The organism is Sorangium sp. So ce448 (assembly GCF_051520915.1).
In the GTDB taxonomy this organism is placed as follows: Bacteria; Myxococcota_A; Polyangia; order Polyangiales; family Polyangiaceae; genus Sorangium; species Sorangium cellulosum_B.
In genome coordinates, this window is sequence record NZ_CP150343.1 from 10,270,802 (window position 1) to 10,292,874 (window position 22,073).

At 71.6% G+C, this 22,073-nt stretch carries 21 protein-coding genes; 8 read left to right on the forward strand and 13 right to left on the reverse strand.

The genetic code is table 11. The features are described from left to right. Positions 1 to 199 precede the first annotated feature (199 nt). Positions 200 to 1,552 carry a serine/threonine-protein kinase gene (locus tag WMF45_RS38725; RefSeq protein ID WP_437710962.1) on the reverse strand — a complete coding sequence of 451 codons (1,353 nt, stop codon included), beginning with the start codon at positions 1,550 to 1,552 and terminating at the stop codon, positions 200 to 202. A gap of 161 nt (positions 1,553 to 1,713) precedes the next feature. Between WMF45_RS38725 and WMF45_RS38730 the strand changes: the two genes are divergently transcribed. From WMF45_RS38730 to WMF45_RS38745, 4 genes are all read left to right on the forward strand, one after another. After that, a complete protein-coding gene (locus tag WMF45_RS38730) occupies positions 1,714 to 2,712 on the forward strand; it encodes a helical backbone metal receptor (protein ID WP_437710963.1) in 999 nt (332 codons plus the stop codon). A 104-nt stretch (positions 2,713 to 2,816) separates the two neighbouring features. Further along, positions 2,817 to 3,083: an acyl carrier protein gene (locus tag WMF45_RS38735; protein ID WP_012239660.1), complete on the forward strand. Its 267-nt coding sequence runs from the start codon at positions 2,817 to 2,819 to the stop codon at positions 3,081 to 3,083. After that, positions 3,080 to 4,885 (forward strand): fatty acyl-AMP ligase, encoded by a 1,806-nt coding sequence (locus WMF45_RS38740; RefSeq protein WP_437710964.1) that lies wholly within the window; start codon positions 3,080 to 3,082, stop codon positions 4,883 to 4,885. Before WMF45_RS38735 ends, WMF45_RS38740 begins: the two co-directional genes overlap by 4 nt. Before the next feature lie 207 nt (positions 4,886 to 5,092). Beyond that, entirely contained in the window at positions 5,093 to 6,490 is a 1,398-nt protein-coding gene (locus tag WMF45_RS38745; RefSeq protein ID WP_437710965.1) for an MFS transporter, read from the forward strand. Positions 6,491 to 6,547: 57 nt separating this feature from the next. On the opposite strand, the gene WMF45_RS38750 is transcribed toward WMF45_RS38745, so the two are convergent. The 11 genes from WMF45_RS38750 to WMF45_RS38800 all read right to left on the reverse strand — a co-directional run bounded on the left by WMF45_RS38750 (position 6,548) and on the right by WMF45_RS38800 (position 16,208). Then, a complete protein-coding gene (locus tag WMF45_RS38750) occupies positions 6,548 to 7,153 on the reverse strand; it encodes an HAD family hydrolase (RefSeq protein WP_437710966.1) in 606 nt (201 codons plus the stop codon). 76 nt (positions 7,154 to 7,229) lie between these two features. Beyond that, the gene (locus WMF45_RS38755; protein ID WP_437710967.1) at positions 7,230 to 7,823 is read right to left on the reverse strand and encodes a Uma2 family endonuclease; all 594 of its coding nucleotides are present in this window, start codon (positions 7,821 to 7,823) and stop codon (positions 7,230 to 7,232) included. Positions 7,824 to 7,932: 109 nt separating this feature from the next. Next, positions 7,933 to 9,240, reverse strand: a complete 1,308-nt coding sequence (locus WMF45_RS38760) for a hypothetical protein (protein WP_437710968.1) — start codon at positions 9,238 to 9,240, stop codon at positions 7,933 to 7,935. Further along, positions 9,237 to 10,154 (reverse strand): hypothetical protein, encoded by a 918-nt coding sequence (locus tag WMF45_RS38765; protein WP_437710969.1) that lies wholly within the window; start codon positions 10,152 to 10,154, stop codon positions 9,237 to 9,239. The genes WMF45_RS38760 and WMF45_RS38765 overlap by 4 nt, the downstream gene beginning before the upstream one ends. After that, on the reverse strand, positions 10,151 to 10,996 hold the full coding sequence (locus WMF45_RS38770; protein ID WP_437710970.1) for a hypothetical protein: 846 nt from the start codon (positions 10,994 to 10,996) through the stop codon (positions 10,151 to 10,153). Before WMF45_RS38770 ends, WMF45_RS38765 begins: the two co-directional genes overlap by 4 nt. Then, positions 10,971 to 11,780: a ParA family protein gene (locus WMF45_RS38775; RefSeq protein WP_437710971.1), complete on the reverse strand. Its 810-nt coding sequence runs from the start codon at positions 11,778 to 11,780 to the stop codon at positions 10,971 to 10,973. The genes WMF45_RS38770 and WMF45_RS38775 overlap by 26 nt, the downstream gene beginning before the upstream one ends. Positions 11,781 to 11,922: 142 nt before the next feature. Beyond that, the gene (locus WMF45_RS38780; RefSeq protein ID WP_437710972.1) at positions 11,923 to 12,225 is read right to left on the reverse strand and encodes a hypothetical protein; all 303 of its coding nucleotides are present in this window, start codon (positions 12,223 to 12,225) and stop codon (positions 11,923 to 11,925) included. Positions 12,226 to 12,503: 278 nt separating this feature from the next. Continuing rightward, a complete protein-coding gene (locus WMF45_RS38785; RefSeq protein ID WP_437710973.1) occupies positions 12,504 to 13,274 on the reverse strand; it encodes a hypothetical protein in 771 nt (256 codons plus the stop codon). A gap of 9 nt (positions 13,275 to 13,283) precedes the next feature. Continuing rightward, the gene (locus WMF45_RS38790; RefSeq protein ID WP_437710974.1) at positions 13,284 to 14,372 is read right to left on the reverse strand and encodes a hypothetical protein; all 1,089 of its coding nucleotides are present in this window, start codon (positions 14,370 to 14,372) and stop codon (positions 13,284 to 13,286) included. 44 nt (positions 14,373 to 14,416) lie between these two features. Next, on the reverse strand, positions 14,417 to 15,244 hold the full coding sequence (locus WMF45_RS38795; protein WP_437710975.1) for a DUF6345 domain-containing protein: 828 nt from the start codon (positions 15,242 to 15,244) through the stop codon (positions 14,417 to 14,419). Between the two features lie 547 nt (positions 15,245 to 15,791). Continuing rightward, positions 15,792 to 16,208 (reverse strand): hypothetical protein, encoded by a 417-nt coding sequence (locus WMF45_RS38800; RefSeq protein WP_437710976.1) that lies wholly within the window; start codon positions 16,206 to 16,208, stop codon positions 15,792 to 15,794. 186 nt (positions 16,209 to 16,394) lie between these two features. Here WMF45_RS38800 and WMF45_RS38805 point away from each other — a divergent pair, with 186 nt between their 5' ends. The 4 genes from WMF45_RS38805 (at position 16,395) to WMF45_RS38820 (ending at position 21,250) form a co-directional block, all read left to right on the forward strand. After that, positions 16,395 to 19,004 carry a TonB family protein gene (locus WMF45_RS38805; protein WP_437710977.1) on the forward strand — a complete coding sequence of 870 codons (2,610 nt, stop codon included), beginning with the start codon at positions 16,395 to 16,397 and terminating at the stop codon, positions 19,002 to 19,004. Then, positions 19,001 to 19,738, forward strand: a complete 738-nt coding sequence (locus WMF45_RS38810; RefSeq protein WP_437710978.1) for a hypothetical protein — start codon at positions 19,001 to 19,003, stop codon at positions 19,736 to 19,738. Before WMF45_RS38805 ends, WMF45_RS38810 begins: the two co-directional genes overlap by 4 nt. Next, positions 19,735 to 20,187 carry a hypothetical protein gene (locus WMF45_RS38815; protein WP_437710979.1) on the forward strand — a complete coding sequence of 151 codons (453 nt, stop codon included), beginning with the start codon at positions 19,735 to 19,737 and terminating at the stop codon, positions 20,185 to 20,187. The genes WMF45_RS38810 and WMF45_RS38815 overlap by 4 nt, the downstream gene beginning before the upstream one ends. Before the next feature lie 133 nt (positions 20,188 to 20,320). Then, complete coding sequence (locus tag WMF45_RS38820; RefSeq protein WP_437710980.1) at positions 20,321 to 21,250, forward strand: hypothetical protein; 930 nt, start codon at positions 20,321 to 20,323, stop codon at positions 21,248 to 21,250. A 45-nt stretch (positions 21,251 to 21,295) separates the two neighbouring features. On the opposite strand, the gene WMF45_RS38825 is transcribed toward WMF45_RS38820, so the two are convergent. Continuing rightward, complete coding sequence (locus tag WMF45_RS38825; RefSeq protein WP_437710981.1) at positions 21,296 to 22,021, reverse strand: DUF4215 domain-containing protein; 726 nt, start codon at positions 22,019 to 22,021, stop codon at positions 21,296 to 21,298. Positions 22,022 to 22,073 lie beyond the last annotated feature (52 nt).

Sequence of the window (22,073 nt, forward strand, 5' to 3'; positions counted from 1 at the left end):
CGGACGGGAGCGAGGCGCGGCGTTCTCCTCGCCCGAGCGGGCGCTGGAACGCCGATCACGTTGTAACCCGGAGCATTTTCACAGGGAGGCGGGGAGGAAGAAAAATGAATTTCTCCCTCTTGCCGTCTCTCGCTCCCCGCCTCCCCGACTCCCTGTGAAACTCTCGCTTTTTCTCGTGGTTTCAACCCGTTTGTTGCTTCTAGCGCGCCGCGAGATAGCAGCCCACGATGACGAGCGCGGCGAGGGCGAACAGCAGCGCGTTGTGCACGAGCCAGCGCTGCCGCGGTCGAGCGAGCGGAGGCTGCGCCCTGACCCAGGGCGGGGGCTCGGCCAGGGCCGGCGCGGCGGGCTCTGCGCCCTGCGCGCCGATGTCCATCGCGCTCGGCGTGACGACCTCCCTCGCGCTCGGCGGGATGGCCGCGGTCGCGATGGGCTCGATCACCGCAGGCGGACCGAGCTCCAGGGCGCGCACCGCGCGCTCGCGCGCCCGGCGGGGCGCGACAAGCTCCGCGCCGAAGTTGTCGCGCAGCCACGCCCCGAAGCGCAGCGGGCTCGCCGTCAGCTCGGCCGCCGCCGCGTAGGCGGCGAGGTCCTGGAGCATCGCCGCCGCGCTCGGGTAGCGCTCGTCGGGCGCGACCGCGAGCGCCCGCGCCACGATCGCGTGGAGCGCCGCCTCGTCGGGGAGCCCGCGCTCCACGAGCGGCGGGATCGACGCGCGCCGCGCGAGCTCGAGCAGATCGCCCCGCGCCGCTTCCTTGGAGAGCGCGGCGCTGGCGCTGTACATCCGCCGGCCGGCGAGCAGCTCCCAGAGCAGGATGCCCGCCGCGAAGACGTCGGATCGCGCGTCGAGCGCCTCGCCCCGGGCCTGCTCGGGGCTCATGTAGCCGGCCTTGCCCTGCAGCGCCTCGTCCATGGCTCCGCAGCGCTCGTGCGCGCGGGCGATGCCGAAGTCGCAGAGCTTGATCTCGCCCTCGAAGCTCAGGAGCACGTTCGACGGCGAGACGTCGCGGTGCACGACGCCCTTCCGGTGGGCGTACGCGAGCGCCTGGAGCGCCTCGGCGATGATCAGCAGCGAGAACGCGACCGGGAACTTCACCTTCTGGCGCGCGCAGCGGCGGAGCAGCTCGCGCAGGTCGAGGCCCTCGACGTACTCCATCGCGATGAAGAGCGAGCCGTCCTCGCGGCAGAGGTCCTCGACCTGCACGATGGACGCGTGGCGCAGCCCCGCCGCGAGCCTGGCCTCGCTCGCGAGCATCTCGACGAAGCGCGGGTCATGCGCGAACCTCGGGGCGACCTCCTTGATGGCGACGAGGCGCGCGGCGCCGAGGTCCGTGCGCACCCGGGCCAGGTAAAGATCGGCCATCCCTCCCTGGCCGATGTGATCGAACAGCGTGTAGCGGCCGATCTGGCACGGCAGAAGCCGCCCCCCGCGGGGCGCCGCCCGGCGGCGGGGTGTCTCCTCGCGCGCGGCGCCGAGGGGGAGAGCGGGCAGGCCGGAAGGCGGGTACGGGAGCGTGCCTCCGCGACGCACATCGAGGCGATCGATCTGCACGAGCCGTCGTCGCAGACTTCGCCCGGGCGGGCCAACTAAGTGGACGCGGCGCTGTTCAGGCCCCGGGGCGCGCAGCTCGGGCGCGGCGCGGTCCACGTCAGTCCTCGTCAGTCAACGTCAGTTCACGTGCAGCGCGCGCGGCGGCGGGCTACATCCGGCGCATGGCGTTCAGCGCAGGCTGGGGAGCGGCCTTTGCCGGGTCGTTCATCCGCATCGTCGACGACCGGGGGCGCAAGCACGAGTGGCGCTCCCCTCCGCGGCGCATCGTCTCGCTCGTGCCGAGCGACACCTACTCGCTCCTCCGGCTCGGCGCCCGGGACCGGCTCGTCGGCCGCACCCGCTACTGCGTCGCGCCCGCCGAGGACGTCGAGGGCATCGAGCTCGTCGGCGGCACGAAGGACGCCGACGTCGACCGCATCGCCGCGCTCGAGCCCGACGTCGTCGTCGCGAACCAGGAGGAGAACAGCAAGCGCGACATCGAGCGCCTCGACGCCGCGGGGCTCCGGGTGCTCGTCTCGTTCCCGAAGCGGGTCGCCGACGGGGTGGCGCACCTCGCCCGGCTGGCCCGCCTGCTCGGGCACGCCGCGGCGAAGCCCGGCGCGCCCGCCACCACGGCGAACGTGGAGCACGGCGCCCCGGGCCAGCCGCCGCCGGCCGCGGCGCGCGAGCTGGTCGCGGCCGCCTACCGCGCCCACGCCGCCGCCGAGGCGCAGCGCCGCGAGCGCCCGCCGATCCGCGTCTTCGTCCCGATCTGGATGGACCCGCTGATGACCGTCCACGGCGACACGTTCCTCTCCGACGTGCTCGATCTCGTGGGCGCGCAGAACGTCTTCGAGGATCGGCCCCGGCGCTACCCGCTCGCGGCCGACCTGGGCAAGGCGCCGCCGCTGCCCCCCGAGCGCGTCGAGGGCCGCGACCTCCGCTACCCCCGCGTGACCCTCGACGAGGTGATCGCCCGCGCCCCGGAGCTCGTCCTGCTGCCCGATGAGCCGCACGCCTTCACCGACGCCGACGCGGCAATATTTCGCTCCCTCGACATCCCCGCTGCCCGCCGTCGCCACGTGATCAGGTGCGACGGCAAGGACCTCATGTGGTACGGCGCGAGGGCGCTCGAGGGGCTCAGTCGGCTGCGCGCGATCGTCGACGCCGCCCGTCCCTGATGCACGCGCCAGCGTCGGGTCAGGGGGTGCGACGCCGAATTCCCGCGGCCTTGCGGCCGAGCAAGCCCCTCCTCGCCACGCCGCAGTTGGGGTAGGAACGTAGGATGACGTGGACACGGGAGACGTTGCGGGCAGAGATCATCCAGCTCCTGGAAGGACACACGGCCGGCGAGGTAAAGATCGAGGAGTCGAGCCACCTCGTCGCCGACCTCAGCCTCGACTCGCTGGGAGTGATGGAGATCGTCGCGGATATGGAGGATAAGTTCGACCTCTCGATCCCCGACGACATGTTGCGCGAGGTCGACACGGTCGCCGACGTCGTGAAGGCCATCGAGCTCCGGCTCAAGAACGAAGGAAGGCTCTCGGGATGACGGCTGTTTGGAAACCGCGGACGGTCGCGCAGGCGATCGAGGACGCAGCGGCGAGCACGAAGACGGGCTATCGCTTCATCGAGGAGTCCAGCGAGAACGAGCCGTTCTTCACGCACGGGGGCATCGAGCGGGCCAGCGCGCGCTTCGGCGGCGCGCTCCAGGCGCTCGGGCTCCAGAAGGGCGATCGCGTCGCGTTGATCCTGCCGGACAACGCCGACTTCATCTTCGCCTTCCTGGGCGCGATCCGCGCGGGCGTCATCCCGGTGCCCATCTACCCGCCGACCGGCCTCGGCAAGCTGACCGGCTACCTCGAGAACACGCTGCACATCGTCGCGAAGAGCGGCGCCAAGGTGCTGCTCACGAGCGGCGAGATCAAGCGGATGCTCGGCACGATCCAGGCGCAGGCGCCGGAGCTCGAGCAGATCGTGGCGGTGGAGGGCCTCCGGGGCGCCCGGGAGGAGCTCAAGCCGGTCAAGGTCGAGCTCGACGACGTGTGCTTCCTCCAGTTCACGAGCGGCTCGACGTCGCGCCCGAAGGGCGTGGTGCTCACGCACGCGAACCTGGCGGCGAACGTCCGGGCGATCGTGGATCTCGGCCTGGCGGTGCGCGAGTCGGTCGACACGGGCGTGTCGTGGCTGCCGCTCTACCACGACATGGGGCTCATCGGCTTCGTGATCGCCCCGCTCTACTACGTCAACACGATCACGTTCCTGCCGCCGCTCCTGTTCCTGAAGCGCCCGGTGCGCTGGCTGGAGACGATCACGCGCCACCGGGGCAACGTCTCGTTCGGCCCGAACTTCGCCTATGCGCTCTGCGTGAAGCGGATCCGAGAGCAGGAGATGGCGGGGCTGGATCTCTCGACGTGGCGGGTCGCCGGGTGCGGCGCCGAGCCGATCCGGGCCGACAACCTGCGCGCGTTCGCCGAGAAGTTCGCGCCGGTCGGCTTCGACGAGAAGGCGTTCGTCTGCTCGTACGGGATGGCCGAGAGCACGCTGGCGGTGTCGTTCAGCGCGCTCGGGGCCGGGCTGCAGATCGACGCGGTGGACGGCGAGACGCTCTGGAAGGAGGGCAAGGCGACGCCCGTGCCGGCCGACAGCGAGGGCGCCTCGTCGCTCGTGCAGTGCGGGTCGGCGTTCGAGGGGCACGAGATCGCGGCCTTCGCGTCGGACGACGCGGAGAGCGCCCGCCCGCTCGGCGATCGGGAGGTCGGGGAGCTCCGGCTGCGGGGCCCGAGCGTGATGCCCGGCTATTTCAACGACCCGGATCTCACGAAGGAGGCGTTCGCGGGCGGCTGGCTGCGGACCGGCGATCTCGGGTACCTCGCGGAGGGCAAGGTCTATATCTGCGGGCGCTCGAAGGAGGTCATCATCGTCAACGGGCGCAACTACTACCCGCAGGATCTCGAGTGGGAGGCGAGCCGCGTCTCCGGGGTCCGGAAGGGCAACGTGATCGCGTTCGGGACGATGAAGCCGCACAACGACCGCGAGCGCGTGGTCATCGTCTTCGAGACCCCGGCGTCGGACGAGCAGGAGAAGCAGGCGCTGAAGGGCGAGGTGCGCCGCGTCGTCCAGCAGGCCATGGGGCTCACCGTCGATGACGTGGTGGCGGTCGGGTCGGGCATCCTGCCGAAGACCTCGAGCGGGAAGCTCCAGCGGAGCAAGACGCGGGAGCTCTACGAGAACGGGGAGCTCTTGATCCGCAGCTCGTCGCGCGAAGGGGACCGGCTGGATGCGGCGAAGGAGTTCGCCAAGAGCCAGATCAACTTCTTCCGCCACGCGATCTTCCGCGGGCGCGGGGGATGATCCTGGAGGGGGCCCGGAAGGGCCCCTGGAGATGTCCGGGGCTGCCTCACTGCAGCTGACCGCGGCGCTCGCTGGTAGCTCTCAGGACAGCAACACGTCACTGCACGCGCTTCGACCTCACGGACGGAGTTCGAGCGAGCGGGCGCGCGGGGGAAGCGCGAAGGCATGGCCGCTCGTGCGGGCGGCCGTTATCGTCGAAGGGCGTCCATGCCCGTGTGGCTCAATCAGCTGCTGCCGATCGTGCTCCTGCTCGCGGCCATCGCGGTCGTCATGCGGCGGCTGCCGAAGATCGATCTCGGGCACTCGGAGGAGTTCCGGCGCCGGCGGTTCTTCAACTGGTTTCCGCTCGGGCTCACGTACGCCTTCCTCTACATGGGGCGGTACAACCTCTCCGCCAACGCGCCGGAGCTCGACGCGCTGCACCTCGTCAGCAAGCACGAGTTCGGGAACATCGACGGCTGGGGCTCGGCCGTTTATGGGGTCGCCTTCCTGCTGAACGGGCCGCTCACCGACCGCTGGGGCGGACGCGCCACGATCCTGATCGCCGCGGGCGGATCCGCGCTCATGAACGTCCTGATGGGCGTGGCCGTCCGCCTCGCCCAGGAAGGGCGGCTCGACCACGGCGCCGCCATCACCGCGATGACGTTGCTCTTCTCCGCCAACATGTACTTCCAGAGCTTCGGCGCCGTATCCATCGTCAAGGTCAACGCGCCCTGGTTCCACGTCCGCGAGCGCGGGATGCTCGGCGGCGTCTTTGGTATCCTGATCTCGCTCGGGCTCTACTTCGCCTACGACTGGAGTCGATTCGTCGCCAACCACCTGCCGATGCCGTGGGTGTTCCACGTCCCCGCCCTGCTGCTGCTCGGTTTTCTGGCGCTCGACGTCTTCCTCATCCGCGATACGCCGGGCCAGGCGGGGTTCCAGGACTTCGACACAGCCGACGCCTCCTCGGGCGACACCGGCGAGCGACTGGGGGCCATCGCTGTCGCGCGGCGCATGTTCTCGCAGCGGGTCATCTGGATCATCGTCGCCATCGAGTTCTGCAGCGGCTTCCTCCGCAACGCCGTCATGAAGTGGTACCTCGTCTTCGCCGACAAGACCGGGCTCAAGGGCTTCGTGTCGGCGCACTGGGGCGTGCTCCTCTGCATCGCCGGCATCCTGGGCGGCGTGTTCGCCGGGTTCATCTCCGATCATGTCTTCGACTCGCGCCGGGGCCCGGTGGCCTCGGTGCTGTATGCGGGCCTCGTGCTCGGCGCGTTCGTCGTCCTCTTCACGCTGAGCTTCCCCATCGCCGGGTGGACCGTCGTGTTCATGTCCCTCTGCGTGATCGGGGTCCACGGCATGCTGTCCGGGACCGCGAGCATGGATTTCGGCGGGAGGAAGAACGCCGGCGTCGCGACTGGCATCATCGACGGCTTCGTCTACCTGGGCACCGCGGCGCAATCGTTCCTTTACGCGAGCATCCTGCCCTCGGGCGACGCGGCGAAGCACCCGGGCAACTGGATGCCATGGCCCGCGGCCATGCTCCCGGTCGCGCTCGTCGGCTTCGCGCTGGCGACGCGGGTGTGGAACGCGCGGCCCGAGCGGCGCGCGGAGGCCCACTGACGCGCGGCCTCCACGCGCGCCAGGCGAGGTATCCCCCGCCGGCCCTCTCCGCCCCGCTCACCCACGCTCGGCCGCGAGCGCCCGGGGATCGACGAAGACCCACGGCATGCCCGCCGCCTGCGCGGACTGGATCCCCAGCGTGGCGTCCTCGAAGACCAGGCACCGCGCGGGCTCGACGCCCAGGCGCTTCGCCGCCTCGAGGAACGGGTCGGGCGCCGGCTTGGGCCGCGCGTAATCCTCCGCCGCGACGACCGTGTCGATGTACCCGCGGAGGCCCAGGAACTCGAGCGTCTGTTCCACCGACGCCCGCGGGCTCCCCGAGACGACGGCGCGCTTCACGCCCGGAGGAGCGTCGCGGAGCGCGGCCACGACCTCGGGCACGCCTCGCACCGTCGGTATCAGGCGGTGGTACGCCGCTTCCTTCACCGCGAAGACCTCGGCCACCGGCATCCGCAGCCCGTACTTCCCGTTCAGGCGCTCGACGATCCGGTCGGTCGGCATACCCGCCCAGCCGTAGAAATCTTCGTCGGAGAACTCGCACCCATGCGGGGCGAGCGCCTCGAGCCAGGCCTGATAGTGGAGCGGCATGGAGTCCGCGATCGTCCCGTCGCAATCAAAGAGATAAGCGACAAATGAGCCTGAGGGGAATACGAGTCCTGGCATGGGCCGCACCTCGTAGCACATCGGCAGGCCTCCCGCTGGTGCACCGGCCATCCCGGAGAGCTCGCGGCTCAAGACCTCATGCTTCGCCCGCAGGCGAACATTCCTCGAAGACGCCCCGATACACCTCGTCGAGCGGAAGACGGCACCCGATCGACGACAGCTCCGCGACGCCGCTCTCCCGCACGTCGTGGAGCGTCCAGGTGCCATCGTCATTGCGGCGCAACACCTCGACGCGCCTCCTCTGGTACGAGACGAGCACGTACTCGCGCAGCGAGGGGACGGCCTGGTAATGGGCGAACTTGTCGCCACGGTCGTAGGCCTCGGTGTTCGGCGATAACACCTCCACCAGCACGACCGGGTTCAGAATGCTGTTCTCGTCCTCCGGATCGCGCTCCAGCCCCCCGCACACCACGCTGACGTCCGGGTACGTCGCGAGCCCTGTCGCCGGGATACGCACCCGTACATCGGAGTTGTACACACGGCAGCGTCGCTCGAGCAGCTGGCTGCGGAGCACGCTGGCCACGTTGACCGCCATGAGCCCATGCTCCGGCGTGCCCCCGGCCATCGCGAAGATCTCGCCGTTCACATGCTCGTGCTTCGCCTCGCTCGCCTGCTCGCGGGCGAGGTACTCGGCGAACGTGAACGTCAGCTTTCGCGCGGGCTCGGCCATGGTCGACCTCGTTCCTCGTAGTCTAACGCGCTGTCACGCGGCGAGCGAGCCGCCCTTCCCGCCGGCTCGGACGACGATGCGCCAGCGACAGCGGAGGGGGCGGCCGCCTTCACCACCTGTCCTCGACCGCCTCCACCCGCACCTCGCACGCGCCATCCCCCCTGAGGGGCGACTTCGTCTCTTGCACGCGGAACCGCGTCCCCATCTTGAACAGCCCACCGTACGTCTCGGCGTCGATCGGCCGCACCGTCCCGAAATCGACGCGGTGCAGGAGCTGCATGATGGCCAGCGCCGTCCCCTGCTGGAACAGGAGCCGCCCGCGCGCCGTGGACCCATGCTTCATGGCGTAATACGCGCTCTCGTGCGTGATCGGCGCCCGCAGCACGAGCGCCCGGCCCGGCTGGAACTCCGGCGCGGAGAGCGCCCCCCAGCCGAGCGTGCGGGCGAGCCCGAGCAGCTGCTCCAGGCGCTCGTGCTGGTCCCTGCCCACCGGACCGCACGCCGCCTCGAACGACGAGGACGAGAGCATCCCCCCGAGCAGGTGGAACGCGCCCGTCTGCGCCGCCTCCCGCACGAGCGCCTCGAACACAGGGACCAGCTCGGGAGACCGCCGCTCGATGAGGTGCACCGTGTCGAACGTCTTCTGATCGATGTACCCCACCGGCACGAGCGCCACGTTCACCCCGTACGCCGAGATGAGCCCGCGCTCGTCGGACCGCAGCGCCCCGAGCTCCTCGAGCATCGCGCCCTCGACGCGCTGCGCCCGCGAGAGAGGCCCGCCCTCCGCCTCCCAGCGCACCCGCGCCGCCTCGATCTGCTTGCGCGTCAGCGCCTCGCCGAAGCGCGGCCGCTCCGACCGCCGCGTCAGCAGGAAGGTGCAGGCCGCGTCGCCCCGCGCGACGCACGTCACCTCGTCGGCGTCGAGCCGCCCCCAGTCGGACGGGAACGCGAGGCTCGCCGCGGCCGCGCAGTAGCCCGAGGCGAACGCGTCCACCGCCAGCCGGTTCTGGATCCGACCGCCGTACTTCGCGAGGAAGCTCGTCCCGTGGAAGAGCGCGTCCGCGTGCACCGCGCCGCCCTCCGCGCTCACCTCGAACCGCAGCCGCCCCTGCCCCATCGCGGCGAACAGCTCGCCCGCGAGCTCGAGCTTCTCCCGCGGCGACGCCCCGTGGCGGTCCTCGTACAGCGGCCCGAGCAGCGCGTGCGCCGCCTCGAACGCCGCCTGCCGGCGCACGCCGCGGCTCTCCCCGCCGAGCGCGTCGAAGATCGTCTGCTCCAGGAAGAGCGCGAAGTGGTGGGAGTGCGCGATCACCAGCTGATCCGCCACGTGGAGCAGCCCGTGCGGGACGATCGGGCCGACCAGATCGCCGAGCGGGCCGTCGATGCGGCCCCGCAGGCCGTGCCGGAGCGCCGTCACAGGAGCCTCCGCAGCGCGGCGCGCTCCAGGCCGAGGATGTCCGCGACCGCCGTCTCGACGAGCACCATCGCCTCCGCGCCGAGCCCGTCGGGGTGCTCGAGCGCGAGCGGCGTCAGCCCGGCGCGCAGGGCGAGCCGGAGCCGCGCCACGTGAGGCTCGGGCGCGCGCGCCTCGAGCAGCGCGAGCAGCCGCTGGATCCGCGTGACCTCGGCCGACGGCGGATCGACGGGCGGCGGCGTCCCGCTGGTCCGGCGCGACGGGATGCTGGACGAGCCCCTCGGCGGCGCCGATCGCGCGACGCCCCGCACGAGATCGTCCACCGTGTCCGCGCTGAGCGGCTCCTCGAAGAGCCCCGAGGGGTCGCTCAGCATCTCCTCGGGCGGCTCCTCGAGCGGCAGCTCGGGCGCGAGCGTCGCGGCGAGCCGCTGCGCCACGAGCCGCGCCATGCCGAGCGGCATCGTGCCGTCGAACAGGCTCGCCACGACGCACGCGCGGACGCGGCGCAGGAGGACGGTCCGACCGCTCAGCTCCAGCGTGACCACGGGGTCCGGGAGCTCCTCCGCGCGGCCCTGCGAGCGCGGCGGCTTGCTCGACGAGCGCGCGCCGCGGCCGCGGGCGGGGCGGATCGAGCCCTCCCGCTCCGGGACGAGCCGCTGCGCGGCGAGCTGGCTCCCGAGGTACGCGTCGCGCAGCCCCGCGGCCACGTCGCCCGGGGAGAGGGCCGCGCCCTCGCGGACGAACACGGCGTGGACGCGCGCGTCGCCGAGGTGGAACACGACGATGGCGTCGAGGCCGCCGACGCCGTAGCCGATGCCGTCGAGCGCGATCGGCGCGAGCGGGTCGTCGTCGTCCAGCGCGCCCGCGCCGGCCGCGACGCCACGGCCGAACGAGGGCTCGCCGTGCTCCGCGCTCACCCGACGACCCCGACCGCGGCGTCGATCGCGTGCCGGCACGCGATCCGGACGGCGTGCGCCTCGCGCGGCGTGAGCGGGCCTGGGCGCATCAGGCCGACGATGTACGCGGCGGAGCGCACCTGGAACCCGATGAGCTGGAAGAACGGCCCGTCGCCGACGCAGAGCTCGAAGCGCTGCGACGGGGCGCCGGGCAGCGCCGCGACGAGCGAGCCGATCGCCGACGCGATGAGGCCCGAGGCGGCGAGCCTCGCCTCCGTGTCGCGGATCGCGCCGGCGAACGGGAGCCCGGCCGCGTCCGCGAGGAACACGTCCGTCGCGCCCGTCGCCTCGGCGATCCACTCGATCACCCGCTCGCAGCGCGCGACCGGCCCGCCCGCGGCGGCGAGCTCCGGGAAGCGCGGCGGGCGGCCCGCCGAGAGCGCCTCGATGGCGCCGTCGAGCCGCTCCTCGAGGGGCTCGCGCGCCGCCGCGAACGAGGGCGGCGAGCCCAGAGGCCGCAGGTCGAGCGGCGCGCCGCGCGGCGAGTCGACGTCGTCGGCCGACGAGGGCAGCGCGCCCCGGAGCCCGAGCTCGCCGCCGACGCCCGCGCTCGACAGGGGGCTCGACAGGGGCAGGAGGTCGCTCGAGGGCGCGAGCTCCTCGAACGACGGCGAGAGCGGCGACGAGGACATCGGCTCCGGCTCCGCCCGCGAGGACGGCGGCCGGGACTCGAACGACACGAGCGGCTCGGCCGCGGGCGCGACCGACGCCGCCCGCGGCCTCCGCGACCTCGACCGCTTGACCAGCGCCGCCGCGGTGACGACGGCGCCGTCGACATCAAAGGAGGAGCGAGATCGGGCCATCGTCATCGTCCGGCGAGGTGGGATCCAGGCGAACCAGCACGTCGTTCGCGAGCTGATCGAAGACGCGCGCGAGCGGCGGAGGGCGCTTCTGCATGAGCAGGAGCGGCGCCCCGCGGAGAGACGCCTCGAGGAACGCCTCGTCGCGCGGGATGACCGTGTCGAGGATGATCCCGTCGGGGAACTTCGTCCAGAGCGTCTCGGCGACGTCGAGCGACGCGGACGCCTGCCGGTCGAACATCGACAGCACCATGCCGAGCAGCGACAGCTGCGGGTTCTTCTCGGCGCGGACGCGATCGATCACCGCGAGCAGCTGGCCGATCGAGCGGAGCGCGAGCGGCTCGGCCTGGAGCGGAAGGAGCGCGTGCGTCGCCACCTCGAGCGCCCGCGTCGTGACCTTGCCGAGCCCGGCGGGGCAATCGACGACCACGATGTCGAAGTCCGGCGAGAGCCGCGCGAGCACGCTCGGGAGCACGGGCCCGCGGGCGAGCGCGTCCTCGAAGCCGGCGACGGTCGTGGGATCGACCCGGCCGACGGTGAGCACCTGGAGCTGCGGCTCGCGCGTCCGGAGCAGCACCGACTCGAGCCGCTCGGCGCCCGTGAGCAGCTCCGCGACGCCCGGCCGCGCGCGGTCGGCGAGGCCCAGCGACAGCCCGAGGCTCCCCTGCGCGTCGAGCTCCAGGATCAACGCGCGGTTGCCCGCGCGCCCGAGGGCGAGCCCCAGGTTGAGGGAAATCGTGGTCTTTCCGACGCCGCCCTTCTGGCTCGCGACCGCGATGACGTGCATGGACTCCCTGACGGCGCGCTGCCATGGCGCCCGGGGGGCATCCTAACAGGATGGAAGCCGCCCGAAACCAGTCTCGACTCCGGGTCGTGGCACGGGCGCGACCGGCCACGCCCGCGGGGGCGGCGCTGGTCGGTCCGCGCGCTCACTCGGGGATCGATTGACAGGGGGATATCAGCGTCGGCTCACCGACTTTCAGCGAAGCTCCGTCATTCTCGACCAGCAAATAGCTGATCTGTCGACCACAGGAGTTATACTCCGCGAGGTCGATCACGACCTCCTCCGAGGCCCCGCTGCCCTTCAGGGTCAGGGTCAGCGTCATCGTGCTGTCTTTCGGGCTCGCCAGGATGCCGTACGAGCAGAGATACCGCGCCGGGAGCGACGTAGGGCACCCTTGCAGGCGGGCTTCGCGTTCGCCCGAGCGGTCTCCCTCCGCCAGAACGACCACGTCGAGCTCCGCCTCTGGCGTCGAGCCGCTGATCCCGAGGATGAGCCTCGGCCAGATGTCGCGCTCACATCCGCCATTGCAGCGGCTCGACCCTCCCGCGGAACCGTCTCCGTCCGACGGCCCCGCGCCGCAACCGACGACCCAAATACAAGCAAGGGCACTCCACCCAATTTTCATGTTCACCTGACGCGTGGTTAGGGTCTTCTTCAGCGCTTGGCGGTACGGGCGACCCGGAGCAAGCGAAGACAGTCCGCCAAGGCATCACGCTCCCCCGACTCTCAGTTCCCATCCTTCAGCGCCCGGCAGTGCCTGGCCAGCCCCGCATCGGTGAAGCTGCACATGTCTGGGCATTGCTGGGCCACTGCGTTCAGCCGGACCTGCGGTCCCGCGCTCGAACCGGCGTCGCGCAGGCAGCAGTCCTGTCCTGGCACATCCGGCGTGCAGGTGACCGTCGTGCCGTCTTCCCTGCCGCACTCGCATCGGTGGACAGACATGCTCCCGTCGCCGCTCCCCCCCCCGGAGCAGCCGAGGCTCTGCATGGGCTGGTCCGGGAACGAGGCGGAGATGTCCATCACCGCCGGCCGCCCCGCCGCCCATTCCTCCAGGTCCAGCGGGACGTCGGCCAGCGTGACCGTCCCCGAAATCCCCGTGTAGACCCGCCTCTTCTCCCAGCCGCGCACTTCGATCAAGCGCACGAGCGCGCTGTCCCTGTGCTCGGGCAAGCCGTCCTCTCCGCTCATCTGAGGGACGATGTTGAAGTCGCCGGAGCGCGCGCTGTTCGCCGTCACGGAGAGATACCAGAAGTCCCCCTTGGTGGTCTCCGATCCAGAGTACAAGCTGCACGGCGCGTCGATCCCCCCCTGATGAACGGCAGCGCGCACGATCGCTCCATCCGGCGGCTCGGCCCTGTAGGAGAGGGAGAAGGTCGCCGCCTCGCCATCGAGCGACGCAAGCGCCTGCTTCCAGTCTCCCGGCGACGTTTCAGCACCACCGCAGCCGGCCAAACAGCCATAGAACACCATACCCGCCGCCGTCCACCCGTTCTTCATGAGGTCACCCTAACGCGGAGACTCGCCGGGGAGAAGGGCCTCGGAGATCTCGGAGACCGCGCACACGTCCCCGTATTTCCTGAGCGCCTGAGCGTGCGGCCAGGCCGCGTCCTCCAGCACATGAACCCCCACCGGGATGGCGTCGGAGATCGCCGTGACCACGGCTCCGCTGTCCGGAGCGGCAGGGTCCGCGGCGACCTCCTGGACCTGCCGCCGACCGACGTAGTGCACGACGCATGCGGCCTGGATCGGCGCGGCCACGTCTCGCTTCCTCTTCGCTCCCCGATCGAAGTACCCGCACTCGAACCGCTTGACCTCGACCTCCGACGCTCCGAAGCGCATGGACGCGAGAGCGGACATGCGCTCGCTGATGACCGGCATGTCGTGCACGTCCTGCCGCTCGCCGAGCGCGGCGTACTCAGGCCAGTCGTAGGAGAACGCCACCGGGGTGCGATCATTGGCAAATGTCACCGCGATCTTCGAGCCGGCGCCGAGGACGGCGATCCCGTTCACCGTGCGCCCGAAGACGATGGTGTTGGCCGCGACGCTCTCGTACTGCCTGGGCCCCGCGCCCTCACCGCCTCCGTGGACCTCGTACTCGCTCTTCAGCGGGACCAGCTCCTCGCCGGCCTTCGTCGTGACCAGGCCCCCGAGCGTCGTCGAGATGAAGCTCTTGCCGATTTGCTCGAGCTCCTCGTGCGGGATACGGTCCTTCACCGCCACTTTGCCCGCCGCCGCCTGCTCCAGATAACCGCGGTTGTCGAACTCCACCCTGGTGCCATCCTGCCTCACTCGAATGGACCACCCGCTCGTCGAGGTGACCTGCAGGCGGCTCCCGTCGACGCTCTGCTGCTCGCTCCCCTCCGCGAGCCGCAGGACGCCGGCCGACGCTCGCAGCCGGGACGTCACGAGGCTCGCCACTTCAGCATTGCCCCTGCCGGGCAGGCGCTGCAGCAGCTCCACCGTCTTGGCGCCGAGCCCGCTCGCGCGCGAACGAGCCCCGAGCTCCGCCCGGTACGCGCTCTCACGAGCTTGAGCGCCGGACGACAGCACCGCGATGGACGCGACCAGGGCCGCGACCGCTGACCTTTTCATCATTTGTCGATTCACTGTAGCTCCTCCTCTATACCAGCCGGCGTCAATCAAACATCTTCCCAGGCCACGAAGCACCAGTGGGTCACGCTCGCGTCGGTTCGCCTCGGGAAAGTCGTGTAGTTGTTCCACGTCATGCCGTCGCGACGAGACTCGCAGTCCGCGAGGCTATTACCGAAGGAGACAGCGGCAACGTCGTTGTCGTAGTACCAGTCGGTCAGCGCGTCCTTCCACGCGTTCCTGAGGGACTGGCCGCCCTGGATGTTGTCGGCGAAGTCCTCTCCAACCTCGTCTGTCGTATCGGAGTTCCAGACTTCGTCATGGCTGCCCAGAATGATGCGCAGCCCGCCCTTCATCGTCGCGTTCCAGCGATGCCACGTGCGGTCATCGGAGTACTTCAACGTCTTGCAGGCGTACGAGGCGAAGATGCTCAGGCCAACCCCCTCGTTTCCCCATCGCAGATCCGTCGAGTCCACGAGATCGAGATCGTCCCACATCGCGTAGATCGCGTCGTTGGTCGAGACGCCGCCGTGGGTATTGGCGAACATGAGGTCCACGTCTTCGACGTAGTTCTGGTCCCACGTCTGCTCCCAGAAGGGCTTGGCACCATGGAGGTTGTTGTAAAAGACCTTGGTATCGGTGTCGTCGAGCTCGTCGTTGAACGCGGAGCAGCGATCCCACGCGTCAATCACCTCGGCCTGCCAACCGTTCTCGAAGGTCTCCTGGCACCACGAGCCGAACCGCTTGTCACTGATAGATGCCTGCGGCGCCTCGCCCAGCTCCTCCGGCGCCCCGACCGCCTCGACGGTGCATCCGGCCGCGGCGAGCAGCGATAGACCAAGAAACCTAGATATCGACTTCCACGATGCCTGTGTCATTTCACCACCTCGATCGAATCCAGCTGATCCAAGGACAAACGCAGCCGCCATGGAGGCCGGGCGCGCCGGCACAGCCCATCGGATGCATGCGCCAGAAGGCGCGCCGTCTCTTCTCGCCCCAGGTGCGAGGCAGCGACGGCGTTCTGAACGGAACAAAGCAAGCGGCTTGCCATCGCCACACGCCGCGCGAAGTCCTCGTCCGGCAGATCGGCTCTCGTGAAGAAAAACCTCGCCGGCAGCGGCAAAGCCGCGATCCGGACGCGAACGTCCCACGCTACGAAGCGAGGAGCTCACGCCGCGTGAGCACGAGGAGCGGCGCCGTGACATGTCACACGCGTGTGACGTGTCACGCGCGTGTGACATGTCACGGCGGGCGGCCTGCGAGCCCCCCAGGGGAGCGCCCCTCCGCCGTCGCCCGCGCTACCGTGCAGGCTCGGTGCTCAGCGTGGATCCAGACCGCTATAGGCGCCCCGCAGCGAAGCGAGGCGCCTCGAGGCACGCGGCACGGCACCCCCTCGATCGGACGCGCTGAACCGGACGTACGGAGCTAGAGCAGCGAGATCCGCTTCATCAGCGTGCCGCACAGATCGCTCTGCGGGTTGCGCTCGCGCTCGATCTTGAGGCCGGCGCGGAAGATCTTGTCGGCGCTCTCGACGTTGCCGAGCACGACGTGGCAGAGCCCGAGGAGCTCGTGGTCGCCGGGATCTCCGTGGATCGACACGAGCTCGGTCAGCGCGGGGACCGCGGCGCGGTGGGCCTCGATCATCGCCTCGGTCGGCGTCGACGGGACGCCCTTGGCGAGGATCATGAGGCGCAGCACCTGGCGCTGATCCTCGGGGCGCTGCTTGAGGAACTCCGGCTTCTGGAAGAGGTCGCGGTATCCCTTGTAGGCCGCGTCGAGGTCGCCACCGCGCGCGAGGGCGACGATGGTCTTGACCGCCTGGACGAGCGTCTCATTCGGCATGATGAGACCATACACGGCCCCGCGCCCCGCGGCGAGACCGCCGCTGCACCGGCGCGACTTGTCGCCGGAAAGCCGCGCGCATGGACGTCACGCGCTTCCGTCACCGTCATCTGTGCGCGCCGCGCGGCGGTGCGCCGCTTGCGGCGCCGCTGTGCGGCGTGGTAGTCGCGTTGAGCTCGGTTGCTCATGCGCAGGCTGTCCTTCCTCTGCTGCCTCTCGGCGGTCGCCCTCGCCGCACCTCCGGCGCTCGGGCAGCCTGAGCCGCGGCCCGAAGCGCCCGTGGCGCCGCAGATCCTCGAGCACGTGGATCCGGAGTACCCGCCCGAGCGGCTCGCGGAGGGCATCGACACGACGGTCACGCTGTTCGTCACGGTCGAGAAGGACGGCACGGTCAGCGACGCGGCCGTGGCCGAGTCCGGGGGCGCGGCGTTCGATGACGCGGCCATGAAGGCCGTGCGGCGGTGGCGTTTCTCGCCGGCCATGCGCAGCGGCGCGCCGCTGCGGGCGCGGATCCGGGTGCCGTTCCACTTCGCGCCGGGCCCCCACGAGGAGCGGCCCGCGCCGGCGCCGGCCGAGCCCGCGCCGCCCGCGTCCGCGCCGGCGCCGCCGCCGAAGGCCCCGCCGGCCCCGGTGGAGGAGTTCGCCGGCGGCGTCGCCGGCCCGCACGCCGTCGCCGAGCCCGGCAAGCCGATCGAGATCCACGTGCAGGGCCGGCCGAACCCGCCGCGGCGCGCGTCGAGCGACTTCCGGATCGGCCGCGCGGCGCTGTCCGCCGCGCCCCACGCGACCGCCGCCGACCTGCTCCGCACCGCGCCCGGCGTCCACATCGCGCACCCCGAGGGCGACGCGGTCGCGCAGCGCATCTTCCTGCGCGGCTTCGAGGCCGAGCACGGCCAGGACGTCGAGCTCCGGGTCGGGCCGATCCCGCTGAACCAGCGCTCGCACGTGCACGGCCAGGGCTACGCCGACCTCGGCGTGATCATCCCGGAGGTGGTGCGGTCGCTGCGCGTCGTCGAGGGCGTCTACGATCCGCAGCAGGGCGACTTCGCGATCGCGGGCAGCGCGTACTTCGACCTCGGCGTCGAGGAGCGCGGGCTCTTGCTGAAAGGCACGCTCGGCTCGTTCGGCACGCGGCGGCTGCTCGCGATCTGGGCCCCGGAGGCGCAGTCCGAGGACACGTTCGGGGCCGCCGTGGTGCGCGCGACCGACGGCTTCGGCGACGGCACGCGCGGGGCGGTCTCGGGCGGCGCGGTCGGCCAGTACCGCGTGCCGCTGCCGGACGAGTACTCGGCGCTGCTCCACGTGGCGGCGCACGGCGCCCGCGCGAACCTCGCGGGCGTGCTCCGGCGGGACGACATCGAGGCGGGGCGCGTCGACTTCCACGGCGCCTACCCCGACGTCTCGGCGCGCTCGCAGTCGGCCGCGTCGACCCGGCTCCAGCTCGCGCTCCTCGTCGAGCGGGCGGACGACGACGGCTCCCGGAAGAGCGCGTGGCTCTGGACGATGGCGTCCGGGTACCGGAGCCGGATGAACTTCACCGGCTTCATGCAGCGCTCGCGCGAGCGCCCCGCGTGGACCGGCCGCGGCGACCTCTTCGAGCAGTCGAACCACGACGCCGCGCTCGGCGGGGGCTTCACCTACAGCACGCCCGAGGCCCCGGTCACCTCCTGGCTCAACGGCCAGGCAGCGCTCGGCGCCGAGGTGCAGACCGACTGGATCGATCAGGCGCAGAACCTCGTCCAGCAACCCCAGAACGAGACGTGGGATCGGCGCATCGACGCATCGATCCAGCTGACCGGGATCGGCGTGCACGGCGACGTGCTGCTCGAGCCGGCGCGCTGGGCGCGCCTGCGCGGCGGCCTCCGCGCCGATCTGCTCGTGTTCGACGTGGACGACCGCCTCGGCAACTTCATCCCGGCGGCCCAGAAGGAGACGCACATCGTGGGGTTCCGGCGCACGGCGGCGGGCGTGGCCTTCGGCCCGCGGGCGACGCTGGAGGTCGATCCGCTGCCCCGGCTGCGCCTCTCGGCGTCCTACGGCCACGGCTACCGCTCGCCGCAGGCGCTGTGGCTCGAGGACGGAGAGAACGCGCCGTTCACGGCCGTGAAGAGCTACGAGGTCGGCGCGACGTGGCGCCCCGGCGGGGGCCTCAGCGCGACCGCGGCCGCTTACGAGACGCGCCTCTCCGAGGACGTCGAGGCCGACCCGAGCGAGGGCGGGAGGATGCGCCTCATCGGGCCGACGACCCGCCGCGGGGTCGTCCTGTACGTTCAGGCGGCGCCGAGCCCGATGCTGGTCTCGACCGTCAGCGCGACGTTCACCCACGCCACGAAGGACGCGCCGCCCGCGCCGACGCCCGAGGACCCGAGCCCGTCGTACGTCCCGGGGGAGCCGCTGCCGTTCGTGCCGCCCGTGGTGGTGCGCGCGGACCTCTCGCTCCGGCGGGAGCTCGTCGCGATCGCCGGCGCGCCCGTCGAGGGGCGGCTCGGCTACGGCGCGACGTTCCTCTCGCCGCAGCCGCTGCCGAGGGCGCAGCGCGCCGCGCCGGTCTTCGTGATGGACGCGTCCCTCGCCTTCCGGCGGCGCCTTGGCGCGGGGGGCGGCGACGCGCCGTCCCGGCCCTGGATCGAGGTCGGGGTCGAGGCGCAGAACCTGCTCGACGCCGAGTACGCCGACGCCGAGTACTCGTTCGTCTCCAGCTGGCCGACCACGCCGGTCCCGTCGCGGCTGCCGGCGCGGCACATCAGCGCCGGGCCGCCGCTGACGATCCTCGGCAACGTGACGCTCTCCCTATGAACGACCGCCTGGCAGCGCCGAGCGCCCTCCTCCTGCTCCTCGCGGCGCCCGCGATCGGCTGCGCCGACACGAGCCAGCCCGAGGTCTCCTACGATGCGATCGCCGAGGCCGCGCCTCCCGGCGCGATCGCCGCGCGCGCGTGGACGGTCGAGCTCGAGGAGGCGACGGTCGCCTTCGGGCCTGTGTACTTCTGCGCCGCGTCCGGCGGTGCGGCGACGCTCTGCGACGCCGCCGTCGCCGAGATGCTCTCGATCGCGCGCGTCGACCTGCTCGATCCCGCCCCCCAGCCGCTCGGCCGGGTCCACGGCTTCGAGGGGCGGATCCGGAGCGCGTCGTTCGATTACGGCGTCCACTGGTTCCTGACCGAGGCGTCGCCCACGCCGGCGCCCGAGGCCCCCGGCGGCCACTCCGCTCGCCTGCGCGGGCGCGCGACGCGGGGCGCGCAGGTGCTCGACTTCGTGGCCGAGGTCGACGCCGTCCCGCAGAACCCGGGGCAGAACGCCGTGCCGAGCATCGGGCTCGACGCGCGCGTCGGCGCCGAGCCGGTCCGCCTGGTGGTCCGCTTCGACGTGGCCGCGTGGATCGCGCGCGTCGACTTCGACGAGCTGGCCGCGGGCGGCGCGGCCAAGGTCGCGATCGCGCCGGGCTCGCGGGCGCACAACGTGCTGGTCAAGGCCATGACCGCGCAGGATCTGCCGGAGCTCCGCTGGATCGACGCGGCGGTCGCGCCATGAGGCGCCGTCGCGGCGGCGGCGCCGGCCCGGCGCGGGCGCTCCCCCGCGCCGGCTGGGGCGCCCGCTGGCTCGTGGTGCTCGCGTTGCTCGCGCAGCTGTGCGGCCTCTCGCACGCGCTGCTCGTCCGCCACGCGCGCTGCGAGCACGGCGAGCTCGTGCACGTCGCCGTCGCCGCGCTGCACGAGGCCGCGCGCCACCCGCCCGGAGCGGAGGTCGCCGCGCGCCGTTCGCCCGGAGCGGAGGTCGCCGAGCGTGCCGCGGAGGGCCACCTCGACGACGACCACTGCGATGTGTTCACCCTGCGCGGCCAGCTCGGCGCGCCCGTGCACCCCGTGGCCGAGGCCACGCTGCTCGAGGTGCTCTGTCCGGCCTCGCTCCGGTCCTCGTCCGAGGTCCGGCCCATCCCGCTGCTGATCCTGGCGCCGAAGAGCTCCCCGCCCGCGGCCTGATCCCCCTGGGCCTCATCACAAGAGACGACGCGGGCGCAGGGCGCGCGACGCAGCGCGGGCCTGTGCTCGCCGGGCGCGCCCGTGCGCGCTCGCTCGGATCACGGCGGATTCCGGACGATTCAGGAGCTCGATCATGCAGAGAATGAGAGAAACAGGGTTCGTGGTGGCGGCCTGCGCGCTCGCGCTCGTCGCCGGGTGCGGCGACGACGGCGCGACGTCGGAGACCGGCACGGTGCAGGTGTTCGTGGAGCCGGAGGACACGATCCCGGAGGGCCTCGAGCCGGGCACGGGAGAGGAGAACATCGCCGACGGCTGGAAGGTCACGTACACGCAGTTCCTCGTGACGGTGGGCAACGTGCGCGCGGGGCGCACGGACGCGGGCGAGACGCTCGTCGACCCCTCGGTGTTCGTCCTCGACCTCAAGAACGCCCCGGCCACGCGGTACGTGATCGCGGAGTTCCAGGACGTGAGCGCGGTGCGCTGGAACCACTTCGGGTTCGACCTCCCGAACGCGCGTGAGGGGGTGAAGACGTTGCCTCCGACCAAGGAGGACGACGTGGCCCTGATGGTGGAGAATGGCTATTCCGTGTTCTTCGAGGGCGTCATCGAGAAGGCGGGCGGCGAGTCGTGCCCGCCGCCCGGGGACACGTGTGTCCCCGCGGAGGAGGTGCGCTTCCGCTGGGGTTTCTCGGCCGGGACGTCGTTCGACGACTGCGCGACCGAGGACGGGTTGACGGGCTTCGGCGTGCCGACCAGCGGCACGGTCGCCGTGAAGCCGACCATCCACGGCGATCACTGGTTCTTCGACAACATCACCACCGGCGTGGAGCTGACGAAGCGCTACGCGCAGTACATCGCCGACTGCGACCTCGACGGGGACGGCGAGACGACGATCGAGGAGCTCAGGCAGGTGAGCGCCACCGACGTGTTCGGCGACGAGTACAACATCACCGTGCCCGGGGACCCGATCGAGACGGCGTACGACTACGTCGTCGCGCAGGCGCGCACGCTCGGCGACTTCCAGGGCGACGGCGAGTGCCCGACGCGCAAGGTGCTGCCGTGATCGGCTGAAGGCGGCGGGCCGGGCCGCCCCACGAGGCTCACGGCGCTATGCCGGGCCGATCTGACAATCGCTCGTACACCCGTCGCCGTCAGCCGTGTTGCCGTCGTCGCATTGCTCCCGCGGCGGCTCCGCCACGCCGTCTCCGCACACCGCGCCCGCGCTCCCCGCTGCGCGGAGCTGGCAGTCGCTCGAGCAGGCGTCTCCGTCAGCCGTGTTGCCGTCGTCGCACTGCTCCCACTCCGGGTCCACAACGCCGTCTCCGCACACCGCGCCCGCGCTCACCCCGCCCGCGCCCCCCGCTGCGCGGAGCTGACAGTCGCTCGAGCAGGCGTCTCCGTCAGCCGTGTTGCCGTCGTCGCACTGCTCCCACTCCGGGTCCACAACGCCGTCTCCGCACACCGCGCCGGCGCTCGACCCGCCCGCGCCCCCCGCTGCGAGGAGCTGGCAGTCGCTCGAGCACGCGTCTCCATCGGCCGTGTTGCCGTCGTCGCATTGCTCCCACTCCGGGTCCACAACGCCGTCTCCGCACACCGCACCGACGCTCGCTCCGCCCACGGCGCTCGAACCGCCCACGGCGCTCGAACCGCCCACAGCGCTGCCTCCGGACGCGCAGTCCGTCGAGGAGGAACAACATTCGACACACGCCCCCGTGCTCGAGCTCTCCTCTGGCGAGTCGACCCCTTCGATGAAGCGCACCTCGCACGCGGCCTGCATCAAGAACAGCCCTGCGACGGCGAGCAGCGGACGGCGCGAAAGAAGATGATGACGCATGACTCTCCCTCTCGAAGCGAAGCCGGGATGTGCCTCGCTCTGGTAAGTGGGC